The 16866-nt window shown below is 69.7% G+C and carries 16 protein-coding genes; 13 read left to right on the forward strand and 3 right to left on the reverse strand.

What is annotated here, in order from left to right; all coding sequences use genetic code 11:
- Window positions 1-10: 10 nt before the first annotated feature.
- The 3 genes from RWQ91_RS09350 to RWQ91_RS09360 all read right to left on the reverse strand — a co-directional run bounded on the left by RWQ91_RS09350 (window position 11) and on the right by RWQ91_RS09360 (window position 2208).
- Window positions 11-388, reverse strand: a complete 378-nt coding sequence (locus RWQ91_RS09350; protein WP_314505201.1) for an STAS/SEC14 domain-containing protein — start codon at window positions 386-388, stop codon at window positions 11-13.
- Between the two features lie 38 nt (window positions 389-426).
- Window positions 427-1389 (reverse strand): DNA-3-methyladenine glycosylase 2 family protein, encoded by a 963-nt coding sequence (locus tag RWQ91_RS09355; protein WP_314505204.1) that lies wholly within the window; start codon window positions 1387-1389, stop codon window positions 427-429.
- Between the two features lie 72 nt (window positions 1390-1461).
- Entirely contained in the window at window positions 1462-2208 is a 747-nt protein-coding gene (locus tag RWQ91_RS09360; RefSeq protein WP_314505207.1) for a winged helix-turn-helix domain-containing protein, read from the reverse strand.
- A gap of 548 nt (window positions 2209-2756) precedes the next feature.
- On the opposite strand from RWQ91_RS09360, the gene RWQ91_RS09365 reads away from it, so the two are divergent.
- The 13 genes from RWQ91_RS09365 to RWQ91_RS09425 all read left to right on the forward strand — a co-directional run bounded on the left by RWQ91_RS09365 (window position 2757) and on the right by RWQ91_RS09425 (window position 16862).
- Window positions 2757-3788: a LacI family DNA-binding transcriptional regulator gene (locus RWQ91_RS09365; protein ID WP_314505210.1), complete on the forward strand. Its 1032-nt coding sequence runs from the start codon at window positions 2757-2759 to the stop codon at window positions 3786-3788.
- 112 nt (window positions 3789-3900) lie between these two features.
- Entirely contained in the window at window positions 3901-5208 is a 1308-nt protein-coding gene (locus RWQ91_RS09370; protein ID WP_314505211.1) for an extracellular solute-binding protein, read from the forward strand.
- Window positions 5209-5266: 58 nt separating this feature from the next.
- The gene (locus RWQ91_RS09375; RefSeq protein WP_314505213.1) at window positions 5267-6229 is read left to right on the forward strand and encodes a sugar ABC transporter permease; all 963 of its coding nucleotides are present in this window, start codon (window positions 5267-5269) and stop codon (window positions 6227-6229) included.
- The gene (locus RWQ91_RS09380; protein ID WP_314505487.1) at window positions 6229-7137 is read left to right on the forward strand and encodes a carbohydrate ABC transporter permease; all 909 of its coding nucleotides are present in this window, start codon (window positions 6229-6231) and stop codon (window positions 7135-7137) included. The genes RWQ91_RS09375 and RWQ91_RS09380 overlap by 1 nt, the downstream gene beginning before the upstream one ends.
- Window positions 7137-9362 carry an alpha-xylosidase gene (gene yicI, locus RWQ91_RS09385; RefSeq protein ID WP_314505216.1) on the forward strand — a complete coding sequence of 742 codons (2226 nt, stop codon included), beginning with the start codon at window positions 7137-7139 and terminating at the stop codon, window positions 9360-9362. The genes RWQ91_RS09380 and yicI overlap by 1 nt, the downstream gene beginning before the upstream one ends.
- Window positions 9363-9441: 79 nt before the next feature.
- Window positions 9442-9741 (forward strand): GNAT family N-acetyltransferase, encoded by a 300-nt coding sequence (locus RWQ91_RS09390; protein WP_314505219.1) that lies wholly within the window; start codon window positions 9442-9444, stop codon window positions 9739-9741.
- A 31-nt stretch (window positions 9742-9772) separates the two neighbouring features.
- Window positions 9773-10204, forward strand: a complete 432-nt coding sequence (locus tag RWQ91_RS09395; RefSeq protein ID WP_314505223.1) for a DUF1622 domain-containing protein — start codon at window positions 9773-9775, stop codon at window positions 10202-10204.
- Between the two features lie 79 nt (window positions 10205-10283).
- On the forward strand, window positions 10284-10445 hold the full coding sequence (locus RWQ91_RS09400) for a hypothetical protein (RefSeq protein ID WP_314505225.1): 162 nt from the start codon (window positions 10284-10286) through the stop codon (window positions 10443-10445).
- Complete coding sequence (locus RWQ91_RS09405) at window positions 10445-10789, forward strand: hypothetical protein (RefSeq protein WP_314505229.1); 345 nt, start codon at window positions 10445-10447, stop codon at window positions 10787-10789. The genes RWQ91_RS09400 and RWQ91_RS09405 overlap by 1 nt, the downstream gene beginning before the upstream one ends.
- Before the next feature lie 119 nt (window positions 10790-10908).
- Window positions 10909-12417 (forward strand): MFS transporter, encoded by a 1509-nt coding sequence (locus RWQ91_RS09410; protein WP_314505233.1) that lies wholly within the window; start codon window positions 10909-10911, stop codon window positions 12415-12417.
- Between the two features lie 69 nt (window positions 12418-12486).
- Complete coding sequence (locus RWQ91_RS09415) at window positions 12487-13641, forward strand: exonuclease SbcCD subunit D (protein WP_314505490.1); 1155 nt, start codon at window positions 12487-12489, stop codon at window positions 13639-13641.
- A gap of 10 nt (window positions 13642-13651) precedes the next feature.
- Window positions 13652-16657 carry an SMC family ATPase gene (locus RWQ91_RS09420; RefSeq protein ID WP_314505235.1) on the forward strand — a complete coding sequence of 1002 codons (3006 nt, stop codon included), beginning with the start codon at window positions 13652-13654 and terminating at the stop codon, window positions 16655-16657.
- 16 nt (window positions 16658-16673) lie between these two features.
- On the forward strand, window positions 16674-16862 hold the full coding sequence (locus tag RWQ91_RS09425) for a hypothetical protein (protein WP_314505238.1): 189 nt from the start codon (window positions 16674-16676) through the stop codon (window positions 16860-16862).
- Window positions 16863-16866 lie beyond the last annotated feature (4 nt).

The raw sequence follows: 16866 nt of genomic DNA on the forward strand, positions 1-16866 counted from the left end.
TAGGCCCGGCTCACAGCTGCTGCGGGCCCTCGGCCGCCCAGCGCACCGCCTCGGCCTGCGCGGCCACGGCGAAGATGCGAACCTCGCCGGGGAAGAGGAAGGCGATGCCGTGGATGACCTCTCCGATCACGGCGTGATCGGTCACCAGGGCGATGCGACCCCAACTGCGACCGGGCTTGCTCTCCAGTAGCGCGTCCTGCCACATCGCGCCCATCGAGTAGCGCTCGAAGCCGTCGTCGAGAACGAAGACGAGGTTGACCTTGCGTCCTGCGGCGATGGTCGCATCGATGGCGGGGTCGATGACTGACTCGTAGTCAGAGGCTTCGACAGTGCCGACCGCGCGGAACCCGATGACGGTGTCCGGCAGGTCCGGGAGGAGTTCGATCATGTGCCCATCGTGGCGGTCGCGGCCCGGCAGCGCCAGTTCTAGCGGTCGCGGTGATCCTCGGGGTGCAGGCGGGCGCCGCGGCGCGGCTCGCGCAAACCGCTGGCTTCGATCAGGCGGATCACCCGCTGCCGCTGGCCCGCCCACGGGGCGAGCAGTTCCAGCATCCCGTCGTCGTCGACGCGCTCGCCGGTCAGGGCGTAGCCCACCTCGTGGGCCAGATGGAAGTCGCCGACGCTGACCGCGTCGGGGTCGCCGAGGGCGCGGATGCGGGTCTCGGCCGAGGTCCACGCTCCGATGCCGCGCTGGCTGATCAGCACTCGGTCGCGGGCTTCGCCGTCGGTCGCCGACATGAACACGCGTCCGATCGACTCGCCGCGGCGCGCGGCTTCGACGATCGTCCGCGACTGCGCCGGCTCGAGACCGGCACGATGCCACGACCAGGACGGCACCGCGCGCCACGCCTCGATGCTCGGCGGGGCGTACATCGGCCGCGGCGTCGGACCCGGCGCACGCTCACCATGCCACGTGACCAGGCAGCGCCATGCGGCGAACGCCTGCATGCCCGTGACCTTCTGCTCGATGATCGCGCTGGCCAGCGAGTCGAAGAAGAGGTCGGTGCGTCCGATCCGCACGCCCGGGTTGCGGTGATGGGCGGCCGCGATCAGGGGGTGAAGGCTCGGGTCGAAATCGCCGGGCTCGTCGAGCGCCCCGCACAGCGCGGGAAGCTGAGCGAGCGCCCACGCCGCGCCCGGTCCCCACGCGGCGCCGCGGATGACGCCGGGGGAGGTGCTGCGGATCGCCAGCGTCGCGATGCCCTCGGGGGTGCGGGTCGCGCGCCAGATCACGTCGCCGGCGATCACCATGGTGGGGTCGCCGCCGCCGTGGCGCTGGTACACCACCGTGCGCCGCACATCGACCGCGTGGTGCGGCCGATACTCGGTCTCGATCGGCCGCGTGGCGCCGGCATCCGGACCCGCCGGTCGGAGCACCGCGATCGTCATGCGCCCCACCCTACGCGGCCACCACCGACACGCGGTGGGTCGCCGACGGGGAGATCGGCGTGCCGCACCCGCTCAGAAGCGGTCGGGCGAGGGCGTGCCGTGGCCGTACCGGATCACGACGTCGGCGTGACGGTCGAAGCGGTAGCCGACGCCGCGCACGGTGCGGACGATGTCCTCGTAGCGACCGAGCTTCGCGCGCAGCCGGCGCACGTGCACGTCGATCGTGCGCTCACCCGGCGACTCCTCTTCGCTGGAGCTGTGCCAGAGGGATCCGACGAGCTCGGCACGCTCGATCGTCCGGCCTTCGCGCAGGACGAGATACTGCAGCAGCTCGAACTCCTTGAAGGTGAACGCGGCCGAATCGCCGTCGATGAGCACGCGCTTGCGTGAGATGTCGACCACGACGCCGCCGGGCGCGCGGTCCTCGTCCTCCGGCTCGTCGGCTTTGGTGCGGGCGATCGCGGACGGCTCGTGCAGCGCGAGACGCACGACGTCCACATCGCGTCCGCCCGAGCCCACGGGAGCCAGGGCGACGGTGGCGTAGGTCTCCGCGTCGGGAGCGAGCTCGGCGAGGGTGCGGCGCAGGGCATCCACCAGGACGCCGAGGTTGACTCCGGATGCCGCGGCCTTCGCCTCGTCGATGCCGACGTAGAGCGCGAAGCCGCGCGGTGCGGTTCCCGCGGGCAGGGCACGGGCACCCTCGGCGGGTGCCTCGGGAGCGGCGGCGGGCTTGCCCGCGGTGATCGAGGGGACGGGGGGAACGGCCCGCAGGTGGCGGGCGGTGGTGGTCGGGCGTTCGAGAAGGGCGGTGTTCGACATGGGGATTGTCCTCGCGGAAGGAACCCGGCCGGCGGAGGGCCGATGTTCGAGATGTGCTGCAGTGCGGCCGCGGTGGGCCTGGTGTGCGGCATCCGGACGCGCGTGATCGACGCGGCGAGCCGGGTGCTCGGGGGATCCTGCGCGGCGTTCAGAAGCAGCGCGCGGATCCGGCGGGGTCACCTGTTCAGCGACACATTCGACAGCACATGACGACGCGGCCGGCCATCATGCCGGCAGTCCCGTTCGCCTCCAAGGCGGACAGAGAGCGTGCGTTGTCAGTCATGACGCGATTATGACGGAATGCGTCGCGATGCGTCAAATCGCGTCGATCTCACCCCGCGTTCGTGTCGGAATGTTACACATTGCTCAATCGGCCGGATCGGGTGCGGAGCCGGCGCGGCTCCGGCCCGTCACCGAGCTCGCGGAACAGATTTGTTGCCACATCCCGCAAAACGCTTGCGCGATCGTGTGAGGTGCGAATACCATCGCTGTCGAAGCGCTTCCGCGAAGCGCTTCGATGATGCAGATCGCGAACAACGGAGTCGGTGATGGTGAAGATCAACGAGGTGGCCGAGGCCGCCGGCGTCTCGATCAGCACCGTGTCGTACGCGCTGAGCGGCAAGCGGCCGATCTCGGCCGAAACCCGGCGCCGCATCGAAGACGCCGTGCGGGAGCTGGGTTACAGTCCGAACGCCGGAGCGCGGATGCTCGCCGGCAGTCGCACGCAGATCTTCGCGCTCACCGAGCCGCTGCGCACCGACACGCATGCCCCCACTCACATGGCCTTCGTTCTGGCGACGGCCGTCGCCGCCCGCCGCAACGACTACGACATCCTGCTGCTGACCGAGGAGGACGCGACGGCCGGCATGAGCCGCGTCGCGGCGAACGGGCTGGTCGACGCCATCCTCGTCCTCGACGTCGCCCCCGACGACGAGCGCGTGAAGCTCGCCAGGGCCATCTCGACGCCCTCGATCTTCATCGGCGTGCCGGACGACAACGCGGGCCTCGTCTGCGTCGACCTCGACTTCGAGGCTGCCGCCGCCCTCGCGGTCAACCGGCTGGCCGACGAAGGGCATGCCACGGTGGGACTCGTCGGTCAGCCCGCCGTGAGCTACGACAAGTCCAACTTCCCTCCGCGCGTGCGCAGCGCCTTCGAGGCTCACGCCGCCGATCGGGGGATGAGAACCGCGTTCGGAGCCACCGGCGCGAAGCACACGAGCCGCACGGCGACCCGACGCACCGTGGCTCAGCTGCTGGAAGCGGGAGCGACCGCGCTCGTGCTGCACTGCACCGAGGAAGCGCACGCCGTCGTGCTCGGCGAGCTGGCCGAACGCGGCCTCGCCGTGCCGGCGGACATCTCCGTGGTCTCGGTCGGAGCGTCCTTCGAGACCGGCTCGCTCGCGACGCCCCTGGATACGATCCCGCTGATCCCGCAGGCGTCCTGCGATCTCGCGGTGGACCTGGCGATCCGCAGCCTGAGCGACGACCGCCCCGAGCCCGGATTGCGGCTCATCGAACCAACGTACGTGCGGCACGGCTCGGTCGCGTCCGCACCCGAACACCGCGGGGGCGCGCGCTGATGCATCCCTTCACGCTGGTTTCCGCTCGCCCATCATCGAAGCGCTTCGACTGATACCTCCAGCCACCACCCTGCCCCGACCACTGCGGGTCACCAAGAAAGGAATGCCACCGATGGCACGCACCATTCGCACCAAAAGAGGGATCGCCCTCGTCAGTTCGCTGGCGATCGCGGGCCTCGCACTCGCCGGATGCTCCGGCTCGTCCGGCGGAGACGCCGAATCCGGCGACACCCTCAAGCTCTGGCACTACGAAGGCGCCGACAGCGCCATGGGCAAGGCCTGGGCCGAGGCCATCACGGTCTTCGAAGAGGAGACCGGCGCGACTGTCGAGTTCGAGGAGAAGTCCTTCGAGCAGATCCAGAAGACCGCCAGCCAGGTGCTCGACACCGACGCCGCCCCAGACCTCATGGAGTTCAACAAGGGCAACGCGACGGCGGGCTTCCTCGCGAGCACCGGCCTGATCACCGACATCTCCGACGCCGTCGACGAATACGGGTGGGCGGACAAGCTCGCACCGTCGCTGCAGACCACGGCGAAGTACAGCGAAGACGGCGTCATGGGCGGCGACACCTGGTACGGCATCCCGAACTACGGCGAATTCGTCGGCGTCTACTACAACAAGGACGCGTTCGCCGCTGCCGGCCTGGAGATCCCCACCACCTACGACGAGTTCGTCGACGTTCTGGACGCGTTCGTCGCGAAGGGCATCACCCCCCTCGCCGAGGCAGGCGCCGAGTACCCGCTGGGCCAGCTGTGGTACCAGCTCGCTCTCGCGAACGCCGACCGCCAGTTCGTCAACGACTACCAGCTCTACGAGAACCCGGTCGACTGGCAGGGGGACGAGGTCACGGCCGCCACCACGACGCTGCAGGAATACGTCGACAAGGGATACATCGCCTCCGACGTCTCCTCCATCAAGGCCGAAGACGCCGGAGTCGCGTTCATCAACGGCACCGCGCCGATCTTCGTATCGGGCTCGTGGTGGTACGGCCGGTTCGTGAGCGAGGCCACCGGCTTCGACTGGACGATGACGGCCTTCCCCGGCGCGGACCTGTCGCTCGGCTCCTCGGGCAACCTGTGGGTCGTGCCCGAGAACGCGTCGAACAAGGAGCTCGCGTACGAGTTCATCGACATCACGATGCGCCCCGAGATCCAGGCGATCATCGGCAACAACGGCGGCGTGCCCGTCGCGGCCGACCCCGCCGACATCACCGATGAGAAGAGCGCCGAGCTGATCGCGACGTTCAACGGCATCCTCGACGACGACGGACTGTCCTTCTACCCCGACTGGCCGGCGCCGGGCTTCTACGACGTGCTCGTCCAGGAGCTGCAGGGCCTCGTCACCGGAGTGCAGGACGTCGAGACGACCAACGCGAACCTCGGTGAGCAGTACGACGAAGGAACCGCAGAGTTCCGTTGACCCGCGGAGGGGGCGGTACTCCTGCGGATGCCGCCCCCTTCCCGATTTGGAGTGAGCCATGTCTCTGACCACCCGCTCGGGCCGTGTGAAACCGCCCCCTGAGCAGCCGTCCATCCCCCAGCGCAAGGGGGGCACCGCGGCGTACTGGATGTACCTCCTTCCCGGCTTCGTGCTCCTGCTGGTGATCGTGATCGTCCCGCTCATATGGAACGTGCTCCTCACCTTCACCAAGTGGAGGGGCGTCGGAACGCCCGACTTCATCGGGCTTGAGAACTGGCAGAAGCTCCTCACCGACGAAGACTTCTGGACCTCGTTCACGAACTCGATCTGGATGGTGATCGCGATGGTGGTCGTCCCCACCACGGTGGGCCTGATCATCGCCGCACTCCTGTTCGACGTGATCGGCCGCAAGTTCGGCGGCAAGGTCGGCAGCTTCCTGCGGGCGACCTACTATCTGCCGCAGATCCTCCCCATCGCCATCGCGGGCATCGTGATCGGCTGGATCGTGCGCCCCGGCAAGGACGGCGCGCTCAACCAGATCCTCGGGACGTTCGGCATTGCGCCGTACGACTGGCTGGGACAGATGCCCTCGGCACTGATCGTGCTGATGGTCGTGCTCGTGTGGGTGCAGATCGGCTACCCGGTCGTCATCTTCATGGCTGCCCTGCAGCGTGTCGACCCGGAGCTCTATGAGGCGGCGGAGCTCGACGGCGCGAACTGGTTCCAGCGGTTCTCGGCGATCACGGTGAGCATCATCCGCCCCGAGATCTTCGTGGTGACCCTGACCTCCACGATCGCCGCACTCAAGGTCTTCGGTCCGGTCTACGTGATCACCCGGGGCGGTCCCGCCGGAGCGACCCTCGTTCCCGCGTACTACGCCTACACCGAGTTCTTCACCAAGCGGAACATCGGCTACGGCGCCACCATCGCGACGGTCCTGAGCATCGTCGTCGTGATCGTGTCGATCGTCTTCATCCGAGTGCAGAACTCGGTCGAGCGGAAAGAAAGGGCGGGCCTGTGATGGCTGCCGGAGTCGTCCTCACGACAACCCCTGCCACGAGCGAGAAGGCGCCGCGCCGCGGACCACGCGCACGCGGCGGCATGACCAAGAAGCGCGGCGTCGACTGGCTGCTGCTGGCTCTGGTGATCGTCGGCGCGATCGCCGTGATCGCACCGTTCTATCTGGTCCTGGTCAACTCGTTCAAATCCCCCGTCGACTACGCCAACGGCGGGCCTCTCGCCCTGCCGCAGGCCCTCGACTTCACCGGGATCATCAACTTCTGGAATCGCGTGAACTTCCCCGAGAAGGTCTGGAACTCGATCTTCATCTCCGGGATCGTCGCGGTGCTCGCCGTGCTCATCTCGATGCTCAATGCGTTCGCCATCGGGATCGGCCGAGTACGGGGGCGCGCGTGGATCGTGCTGCTGTTCCTCATGGCCAACCTGCTGCCGCAGGAGGTGCTGCTGTACCCGCTGTACTACATGTTCAAATCGGTGCATCTCTATGACAACGTGTGGTCGGTCATCATCGTCTTCACCGTGGTCCAGGCCGCGTTCGGCACCTACCTGCTCTCGTCGGTGTACGGCACGTTCCCGAAGGAGATCCTCGAGGCGGCGTCGATCGACGGCGCGACGCGCTGGCAGATCCTGTGGCGGGTCGTGTTCCCGATCAGTCGCCCGACGCTGTCGGTGCTGCTCATCTTCTTCTTCATCTGGACGTGGAACGAGTTCCTGATCCCGCTGACCTTCCTCGCCTCCAACGCGAACCAGACCGTCCCGGTGGCGATCAGCGTGCTGCAGGGCGACCGGCTGATGGATGTCACGACAACCAGTGCGTCGGCCCTTCTGGGAATCATCCCGACGCTCATCTTCTTCCTCATCTTCCAGCGCACGCTCACGCGCGGCATCACGGCAGGAGCAGTCAAGTAATGAAGTTCACCGATGGGTTCTGGCAGCTGCGACCGGGGGTCACGGCGCTGTACGCGCAGGAGGCGTACGACATCGACACGACGGATGCCGCAACGCTCACCGTCACGGCACCGACCAAGGTCATCGCCGCGCGCGGCGACGTGCTCAACCGTCCGACGCTCACCGTGACGCTGTCCTCGCCGCTGGAAGGCGTGGTCCGCGTGCGGATCGCCCACCACACCGGCGGTGCGGCGCCGCTCGGGTTCGACCTGCCCGGCGCCGTCGACGGGGGCGTGGGCGTGGGTGCCCTCACCGCTGAGGGGGGAACGCTCACGAGCGGTCCCCTTGTCGCCCGCATCTCCGCCGGAGCGCCCTGGGATCTCTCGTTCGAGGTCGACGGTCGGCGCGTCACCGGCAGCGGCCCCCGTTCGCAGGGCTACATCCAGCTCACCGCCGACGCGCAGGTCGACACCGGGCTGGTCGGCAACGCGCGCAGCGGCACCGCCGCGCCGGATGAGCGCACGTTCGTGCACGAGCAGCTCGATCTCGGTGTCGGCGAGCTGATCTACGGCCTGGGCGAGCGGTTCGGCCCTCTCGTGAAGAACGGCCAGTCCGTCGAGATCTGGAACGCCGACGGCGGCACCTCGAGCGAGCAGGCCTACAAGAACGTGCCGTTCCACCTCTCCAATCGCGGCTACGGCGTGCTCGTGAACGACGCCGGGCACGTCTCGTACGAGATCGGCTCGGAGGCGGTCGAGCGCCTGCAGTTCTCGGTCTCGGGCGAAGTGCTGGAGTACTTCGTGATCGCCGGTCCCACGCCCAAGGACGTGCTCGACCGCTACACGGCGCTCACCGGTCGTCCTCCGGTGGTGCCGGCCTGGTCGTACGGACTGTGGCTGTCGACTTCGTTCACGACCGACTACGACGAGGCCACGGTCACGTCGTTCGTCGACGAGATGGCGCAGCGCGAACTGCCCGTGTCCGTCTTCCACTTCGACTGCTTCTGGATGCGCGAGTTCAACTGGTGCGACTTCGCGTGGGATCCCCGGGTCTTCCCCGACCCCACCGGCATGCTCGCGCGCCTGCATGCGCACGACCTGCGCATCAGCGTGTGGATCAACCCCTACATCGCGCAGCGCTCGCCGCTGTTCGCCGAGGCGGCGGCATCCGGCTATCTCGTGAAGCGCCCTGACGGCTCGGTGTGGCAGTGGGACCTCTGGCAGGCGGGCATGGGGCTCGTCGATTTCACGAATCCCGCCGCGACCGCGTGGTATCAGAGCAAGCTGCGTGCGCTGATCGATCAGGGCGTGGACTGCTTCAAGACCGATTTCGGCGAGCGCATCCCCCTCGAGGTCGACTACTTCGACGGCTCCGATCCCTCGCGCATGCACAACCTGTACACGCAGCTGTACAACAAGGCCGTGCACGACGTGCTCGTCGAGGCGAGGGGCGCCGGCGAAGCCGTCCTGTTCGCCCGCTCGGCGACGGTGGGCGGCCAGTCGATGCCCGTGCACTGGGGCGGCGATTCGACCTCGACCTTCGCGTCGATGGCGGAGACCCTGCGCGGCGGCCTGTCCCTCGCGCTCAGCGGCTTCGCACACTGGAGCCACGACATCGGCGGGTTCGAGGGGACTCCGGATGCCGCCGTCTTCAAGCGCTGGACGGCGTTCGGGCTGCTCGGCTCGCACAGCCGCTTCCACGGCTCGGGCTCCTATCGGGTGCCGTGGGCGTTCGACGAGGAGGCGGTCGAGGTCACGCGCATCTTCACGCACCTCAAGATGCAGCTCATGCCGTACCTGTACGCGGCGAGCCTGGAGGCGGCATCCAGCGGGACGCCGATCATGCGGCCGATGCCGCTCGAATTCCCCGATGATCCCGCAGCCGCCTACCTCGACAGGCAGTACATGCTGGGGGCGGACATCCTGGTGGCTCCGGTCTTCTCGGAGGCCGGGGACGTGGAGTTCTATCTGCCGTCCGGAACGTGGACGAACCTGCTGACGGGCGAGGAAGTGACCGGCGGAGCGTGGCGTCGCGAGCGGCACGGGTTCACATCGCTGCCCCTCTACGTGCGGCCCGGCGCGGTGATCCCGTGGGGAGCGCGCACCGACCGGCCCGACTACGACTACCTCGACGGGCTCCGGCTGCGGGTCTTTCCCGGGGGGACGGGCACGACCGAGATCACGGTCACCACGCCCGACGGGCGATCCCAGACTCTTCGGGCGGATCTGGCCGAGATCACCCGGTGAAGCGTGTGCCCAGGGTCCTTTCGGGAATCGCACAGCGGTGCTCGCGACCGGCGCCGCGGATCGGACGTACTCTGGCGGGGTGACATCCCTGACCTTCACCCACGAATCCGACGCGTCGCGCTACACGCTTCATCGGGGAGCCGACCTGGTCAGCGTGCTGGACTATCGGGACGACGGACGCACCGTCGCGATGACGCGTGCCTACACAGTGCCGACCTTCCGCGGGCACGGCTACGCGGGCGAAGTCGTGGACCGCGCCGTCACTGAGCTCGAAGCCCAGGGCGAGCGTCGGGTGATCCCGGTGTGCTGGTACGTCGCGGACTGGTTCGCCGCGCACCCCGAGCGCGCCGCGATTCTGCAGCAGCGCGCCACGGCGTAATCCGCCCGGGCGGGGTCCTAGGCTGAGGCCCGTGGACTTCGAAACCGTCTTCACCCTCGTCGCGGTGGGCTTCGAGGTCGTCGGCGCGCTCGCGATGGTCGTGGGATTCCTCACCGCCCTCGTCCTGAGCTTCCGGACCCTCCGCCGCGGAGAAGGAGGCACCGCAGCCTTCACCGTGCTGCGGACCACGCTCGGTGCTGCGATCCTTCTCGGACTCGAGGTGCTGGTCGCGGCCGACCTCATCCGCACCATCACCTCGAAGCCGTCGATGGAGGACGCCCTGATCCTGGGCATCATCGTCCTGATCCGGACGATCCTCTCGATGTCGATCCAGATCGAGATCGAGGGGATGCTCCCGTGGCGGCGCGCGATGCTGACCAGCGGAGGGCAGCTGATCGGCCAGGCGATATCGAAGGACTATCGCGCCACTGCGGCCGCGCGCACCGAGGCTGCATCCTCGTAGTCCGGGGGAGCCGTGTACGTCAACCCCTGGCGCCCGCCCGTCAGGGCGGGCGAGTGTGGGACGGTCGATAGGAGACCTCATGAGCACGGATGGAAATCGCACGGCGTCCGGCCTTCCCCCGAACACGCCGAACGGCGCGGACGCCACGGCGGACTCGGGAGCGGTGGAGGGCGCGGAGCCCGGCCAGAACGCCGACCCCGATCTGATCGCGGACGACGACCTGGACGAGGACGGCGACTGATGTCGGACACGACGAACGGATCCGTGCCGGACTCCGCAGCTCAGCGAGGCGAGGTCGTCGGCGGTGCTCTGCACGAGGACGCCCGCAATGAGGAAGGCCGCACGCCCGTCTCCGCCGAGCCGGTGCAGGACGAGCCCGTGCTGGAGCAGAACGACGCCAGCACATCGGACAAGCTCGACGGGATCGCCGCGCAGACACGCGTCGACCTCGGCGAGGAGTCCCACGAACGATACGAGGAAGTCCTCCGTCAGCGCCTGTCGGATGCGGGCATCTCGCAGACCGACGACGAAGTGACCGCCCTCGCGCGCCGCTCGCACCCCGGATCGGGTGGCGGCGGCGTCTGAGCCCACAGACCGCCGGCGGCGGCCCATCCCATGCATTCCCCGCCGCCGCCGGCTCCTGAGGCCGTGCTCGCCGTCCGCGCGCGGCCTTCCTGCCCGCGGTCGCCGATAGCCTGAGGACGATGACGGATTCCAGCCCCGCAACCGCGACCCTGAAGAGCGGCGCGAACCCGCCGACCACCGACATCGTGCTGAGCTCGCCTCAGCGCTGGCGCGCCTTCTGGGTGTGCGTCGCCGTCGCGGCCATCACGATCCTCGACCTGTCGAAGGTGAACGTCGCGCTCCCGTCGATCGAAGCGGCGCTGGGGGCCGGTTCCACCGAGCTGCAGCTCATCGTGTCGGGCTATGTGCTGACGTTCGGCCTCGTGCTGGTGCCGATGGGTCGGCTGGGAGACCAGCGCTCGCGGCGGGCGCTGTTCATCGTCGGGCTGTCGCTGTTCACCGCGACGAGTCTGCTGTGCGCGGTCGCGATCAGCCCCATGATGCTGCTGATCGCGCGGCTGCTGCAGGGCGTGGCGGCCGGCATCCAGATGCCGCAGGTGCTGGGTCTGATCCAGCAGCTGTTCCAGGGCAAGGAGCGCGGGCGGGCGTTCGGTCTGTTCGGAGCGACGATCGGCATCGCGACGGCGTTCGGGCCGACGCTCGGGGGCCTTCTCATCCTCGTCGGCGGCGAGGCCGACGGGTGGCGGCTCATCTTCTGGATGAACGTGCCGCTGGGCATCATCGCGATCGCGCTGGCCGTCTGGGTGCTGCCGCGCACACGCACCCGGTCGAGCAAGCCGCTGTCGTTCGACCTGTTCGGCGTGCTGCTGTTCGGCCTGGCCGTGCTCTCGCTCATGTGGCCGTTCCTGTTCACGACCGGATCGCCCGACGACGACCCCCGCCGGTGGTGGCTGCTGGTGGCCTTCGTGCTGTTCGCCGGAGCCTTCGTCGCATGGGAGCGGCACTACGAGTCTCAGGGTCGTCAGCCCCTCATCCGCTTCGCTCTGTTCCGGGTCTCGTCCTTCCGCAACGGCACCCTGCTGATCGCGGCGTACTTCACGGCGCTGCCGGCCCTGTTCCTGCTGACGACCCTGTTCCTGCAGACCGGGCTGGGCCTGCAGCCCGTCTACGCCGGAATGGTGACGATCGGGTTCGCGCTGGCCAGTGCCGTGTTCTCGTGGATCGGCGGCAACCTCGTGGGCACGTACGGCCGCAAGATCGTCGTGTGGGGTCTGACCGGCGTGCTCGCGTGCGTCCTGGGGCTCGCCGCGGCGGCTCTGTTCGTCCCGGCGGATGCCGTCCCCTGGGTGATGGCGGGGGTCATGGTGATCGGCGGGATCGGAGGCGGACTGGTGATCTCGCCGAACCAGACGCTCACGCTCGCCGACATCCCCGTCAAGCAGGGCGGCATCGCCGGATCCATCGGCCAGCTCGGGCAGCGGATCGGCACTTCGGTGGGCACCGCGGTCGCACTGTCGCTCTTCTATGCGACGATCTACCGCGAAGGGGGCTCGGCGCCCGACCTCGTGGTCTACCACGACGCCTACGCGTACGGGATGACGGCGGTCGCCATCTTCGTGGCACTCGCCTTCCTGATCTCGATCGTCGATCTCAGCTCCCGCCGCAAGAAGAAGTCGCGCCGCAGCTGACGCTTCGCGATGAGCGAACCGCCCGCCCGCCTCGGCGGCGATGTCGCACGGCGCACGTACCGTGTGAACATGCGCATCCTGCACACCTCGGACTGGCACATCGGGCGGTCGTTCCACGGCCACGCCACGCTCGATGCGCTGCGCGGCGTGCTCTCCGCGCTCGCCGAGCAGGTGCGCGAGAACGACGTCGACGTGGTGATCGTCGCGGGCGACGTCTTCGACTCCGCGGCCCCCGCGGCGGCGTGTTACACCCTGCTCACCGACGCGCTGCGGTCGCTGTCCGACGCGGGGGCGCAGATCATCGTGACCAGCGGAAACCACGACTCCGCCGCCCGGCTCGGATTCCAATCCGCGCTGCTGCGCGACGGCATCCACGTCGTGACCGACCCGCTGTCGGCCGGCACCCCGATCACGATCGACGACGCGCACGGACCGGTGCACTTCTACGGCATCCCCTTCCTCGAGCCCGCGCTCGTGCGCCACCTGTGGGACGGCGTCGAACTGCGCTCCCAGCACGCGACGGTCGACCACGTGATGGGCCTGGTTCGCGCCGATCTCGCCGAGAGGGGCGGCCGCTCGGTGGCGATCGCGCACTGCTTCGCCGCGGGCGTCGATGCCACGCCGGGAGTCGAGCGCGAGATCCGTCAGGGCAGCCTCGACGTCGTGGCGATGTCGGCCTTCGACGGCCCGGATTACGTCGCCCTCGGGCACATCCACGGTCGTCAGCAGCTCTCCGAGCGCGTGCGGTACGCCGGGGCGCCGCTGCACTACAGCTTCGGCGAGGCGGACAAGCCGCGCGGGTCATGGCTCGTCGAGATGGATGCCGGCGGATTGGGGTCTGTGGAGTGGCTCGGTCTTCCGGTGCCGCGGCGCCTGAAGACCGTCCGCGCCACGCTGGACGAGCTGCTGACCGACGAGCGTTTCGCGCCGGACGAGGACGCCTGGATCTGCGCCCAGTACACCGACGCGACTCCGCAGCTCGACCCCATGCGCCGGCTGCAGGCACGTTTCCCGTTCTGCGCGACCGTCATGCACACGCCGGAGGGGCGTTCGGGGCCGGACGGCCTGACCTACTCCCGTCGCGTGCGCGCGGCGCGCAGCGACGCCGAGCTGGTGGATGCGTTCCTCTCGCACGTGCGTGACGGCGAGGGCGCGACCTCGCGGGAGGCCGAGCTCATCGCCGATGTGATCGACGAGCGCTCGCTCGTCGAGGCGTCATCGTGAGGGCCGGACGATGAGGCTGCACCGGCTCGAGCTCCAAGGCTTCGGTCCGTTCCGCGAGCGTCAGGTCGTGGACTTCGACGCGTTCGCCGCCGACGGGATCTTCCTCATCGCCGGTCGGACCGGGGCGGGCAAGTCCAGCGTGCTGGACGGCGTCTGCTTCGCCCTCTACGGCGGTGCGCCGCGCTACGACGGCGTCGAGAAGCGCCTGCGCAGTGATCACTGCGCGCCCGATGACCCGACCGCCGTCACCGTCGAGTTCAGCGCCGCAGGCAGGCGGTGGCGCGTCACCCGCTCGCCGGAGTACGAGCGGCCCAAGCACCGTGGTCCGGGGCTGACCACCGAGCCGCATCGCGCTCAGCTCGACGAGCTCGTGGGCGCCGCGTGGATCGGCCGTGCCGCCCGCCCGGTCGATGTGGCACGGGAGCTCGACGAGATCCTCGGCCTGAACCAGCAGCAGTTCCTCCAGGTGATCCTGCTCGCTCAGGGCCGCTTCGCCGAGTTCCTCCTCGCCAAGAACGATGACCGGCAGCGTCTGCTGCGAAAACTCTTCGGCACGCGCACCTACGAGGATTATCAGAGCGCTCTGGAGCAGCGGCGCAAGGACGCCGAGTATGCGCTCGCCGCGGCGGGCGACGGCGTCGTGCTGCTGCTCGGCGAGGCGGAGCGGCTCATCGACGCCGACGCCCTGGCAGGTGAGCCGGGTGACGGCGAAGGCGCCGAGGCAACCCTTGCGGTGTCGGCCCGCTTCACGTCGGGTGAGCGCGCCGTGCAGCGCGCTGCGTATCGCGCCGAGAACCTCACCCGCGAACGCGACGGCGCCGATGCGGCGCATGCGGCCGCATCGGCGGCGCATCGCCGCGCGGAGGCGCTGCGCGACAAGCAGGAGCAGCGATCGCGGTCACGTGCCGCACTGTCCGTGCTGGAGGTGCAGGCGCCGGCGATCGCTGACGATCGGGAGACGCTCGATCGGGCGGCCGAGGCCGAGGCGCTTCGCGCGCCGATCGAGTCCGCCGAGCGGGCCGAGCAGGCGGCGGCCGCCGCCGCTGCGGCCGAGCAGACCGCGCTGACGACCTGGGTCGCCGCGGGTGAGGGGGCGGATGCCGCAGCCCTCGGCATCCGCATCGATGAACTCACCGGGGATCTCGCCGTGGCGGCCGCTGCGATCGTCGCCGAGCAGCAACTCGACGCAGTCGAGGCGGCCATCACCGAGACGCGCACGCGCATCGACGATTTCGAGGCGATCTCGGCGCGCATCGATGCGGCGCGCGCGGGGCTGCCGGCGCGCCTCGCGCAGCTCGAAGAGCAGCTGCGCGTGCATGCGACGGCCGCCGGCGCGCTTCCCTCGGCGCGGGCGCACGTGGGCGAGGTCGCCGACCGTCTCGTCGCCGCGCGCGACGCGGAGCGTCTCGCCGGCGCACAGCGCGACGCGGAGTCCGCGCACGCCGCAGCGCTGGAGGATCTCGAGCAGGCGGCTGCCGCCGTCACGGCACTGCTGCGCCGCCGCCTGGCCGGCCACGCCGGTGAGCTGGCCGGGGCGCTGGTCGATGGGGAGGCGTGCGCCGTGTGCGGGTCGCTCCAGCACCCGGCCCCCGCTCCGGCAGCGCAAGACGCCGTGACCGACGCCGATCTGGCCGCCGCCGAACGGGGCAAGGACAGGGCGGCCGAGCAGGAGCGCGCCGCATCCGAGGCCTCCCGCACTGCTCGCACCGCGCACGCCGCTGTCTCAGCGCGGGCCGGGGGCGAGGGCGTTGCTGCGCTCGAGAGCGCGCACAACGCCGCCGAGGCTGCCCTCGCGGCGGCCGAGCAGGCACTCGCCGCGCACGAACTGCTCTCCGCCCAGCGCGACGAGCTGATCGAGACGGATGCCGCTGCCGAGTCCGAGCGCGACGCGCTGACCGCCGAGCTCGCCACTGCGCGGGAGTCCCTCGCGGCTCTCGAGGCCCAGGCGGCGTCCGCGCGGGCCGCGGTCGACGCCGCTCGCGGTCCGTTCCCCACCGTCGCCGCCCGCATCGACGACGCGACCCGCCGGCGCTCCTTGGCGCAGACGCTCGTCGAGGCGCACGCCGAGGCGACCGTGCGCCGCGCCGCCGCGCTGGACGCGAGTGTCGATCTCGCGGCTCGCATCACCGCCTCCAGATTCGCGGACGCCGCCGGGGCGACCGGCGCGCTGCGGGATGCCGACGCGCGCGCCCTGCTCGATCGCCGCATCCGCGAGCACGACGCCGCCCTGCGCTCGGAGCGCGACCGCCTGCGCGAACTCGAGCTGGAGCTCGCCGGCGAGCCCGAAGACCTCGTCGATCTGTCGGCGACTGCGGTCGCGCTGGCCGGCGCGCGGGAGCGATGGAGCGCCGCGGTGGATGCCGCCGCTCATGCCGCCCAGACGCTCGGGCGACTCGAGGACCTCCTTCGGCGGGCGGCGGCGGCGCAGGAGGCGATCTCCTCGCTCGCCGAGGAGCACGAGGTCGTCGCGCGCCTGGCCCACACCGTCGCGGGCAAGGCGCCCAACACGCACCGCATGACCCTGGAGTCCTTCGTCCTCGCCGCGGAGCTCGAGGAGATCGTCGAGGCGGCCAATCTGCGACTGGACGACATGTCCTCCGGCCGGTACCGGCTGCAGCACACGGATGCGCGCGCGGCGCGGGGAGCGGCATCCGGTCTGGGTCTTCAGATCATGGACGCGCACACCGGCCAGGCGCGCCCGGCGCAGTCGCTCTCGGGCGGCGAGACTTTCCTCGCGTCGCTCGCGCTGGCGCTCGGCCTCGCCGAGGTGGTCACGGCGCGCGCGGGCGGCGTGAAGCTCGACACCCTGTTCATCGACGAGGGCTTCGGGTCGCTCGATGACGACACGCTCGATCTCGCGATGCGCACGCTCGACGAACTGCGCCAGGGCGGTCGCACCGTGGGTCTGATCAGCCACGTCGCCGCCATGAAGGAGCAGCTGCCCGCGCGGCTCGTCGTCGAAGCGACCCCGCAGGGTCCGAGCGTGATCCGGCAGGATTCGGCGGTCACGGTCTGAGCCTTAGGCTGGAGGGGTGAACAAGGGCACCATCTGGACCATCGTCGGCGTCATCGCGGCCATCCTGATCGCGTGGTTCCTGGTGAACGTCCTGTTCTCGGTCGTCGCGTTCATCGTGAAGCTGCTCGTGGTCGCGGTCGTCGCCGTGATCGTGTTCTTCGTGCTGCGGATGATCTTCGCCCGCAGCGGCGACTCAGACAGCTGACGAG

This window comes from uncultured Microbacterium sp. (assembly GCF_963524805.1).
In the GTDB taxonomy this organism is placed as follows: domain Bacteria; phylum Actinomycetota; class Actinomycetes; order Actinomycetales; family Microbacteriaceae; genus Microbacterium.

Excerpts from the sequence above, each read along its gene's own strand:
- RWQ91_RS09400 (WP_314505225.1), top strand. The coding sequence starts at position 10,284 with ATGAGCACGGATGGAAATCGCACGGCGTCCGGCCTTCCCCCGAACACG.
- RWQ91_RS09415 (WP_314505490.1), top strand. The coding sequence starts at position 12,487 with ATGCGCATCCTGCACACCTCGGACTGGCACATCGGGCGGTCGTTCCAC.
- RWQ91_RS09380 (WP_314505487.1), top strand. The coding sequence starts at position 6,229 with ATGGCTGCCGGAGTCGTCCTCACGACAACCCCTGCCACGAGCGAGAAG.
- RWQ91_RS09375 (WP_314505213.1), top strand. The coding sequence starts at position 5,267 with ATGTCTCTGACCACCCGCTCGGGCCGTGTGAAACCGCCCCCTGAGCAG.
- RWQ91_RS09370 (WP_314505211.1), top strand. The coding sequence starts at position 3,901 with ATGGCACGCACCATTCGCACCAAAAGAGGGATCGCCCTCGTCAGTTCG.
- RWQ91_RS09350 (WP_314505201.1), bottom strand. The coding sequence starts at position 388 with ATGATCGAACTCCTCCCGGACCTGCCGGACACCGTCATCGGGTTCCGC.
- yicI (WP_314505216.1), top strand. The coding sequence starts at position 7,137 with ATGAAGTTCACCGATGGGTTCTGGCAGCTGCGACCGGGGGTCACGGCG.
- RWQ91_RS09365 (WP_314505210.1), top strand. The coding sequence starts at position 2,757 with ATGGTGAAGATCAACGAGGTGGCCGAGGCCGCCGGCGTCTCGATCAGC.
- RWQ91_RS09355 (WP_314505204.1), bottom strand. The coding sequence starts at position 1,389 with ATGACGATCGCGGTGCTCCGACCGGCGGGTCCGGATGCCGGCGCCACG.
- RWQ91_RS09410 (WP_314505233.1), top strand. The coding sequence starts at position 10,909 with ATGACGGATTCCAGCCCCGCAACCGCGACCCTGAAGAGCGGCGCGAAC.
- RWQ91_RS09420 (WP_314505235.1), top strand. The coding sequence starts at position 13,652 with ATGAGGCTGCACCGGCTCGAGCTCCAAGGCTTCGGTCCGTTCCGCGAG.
- RWQ91_RS09405 (WP_314505229.1), top strand. The coding sequence starts at position 10,445 with ATGTCGGACACGACGAACGGATCCGTGCCGGACTCCGCAGCTCAGCGA.
- RWQ91_RS09360 (WP_314505207.1), bottom strand. The coding sequence starts at position 2,208 with ATGTCGAACACCGCCCTTCTCGAACGCCCGACCACCACCGCCCGCCAC.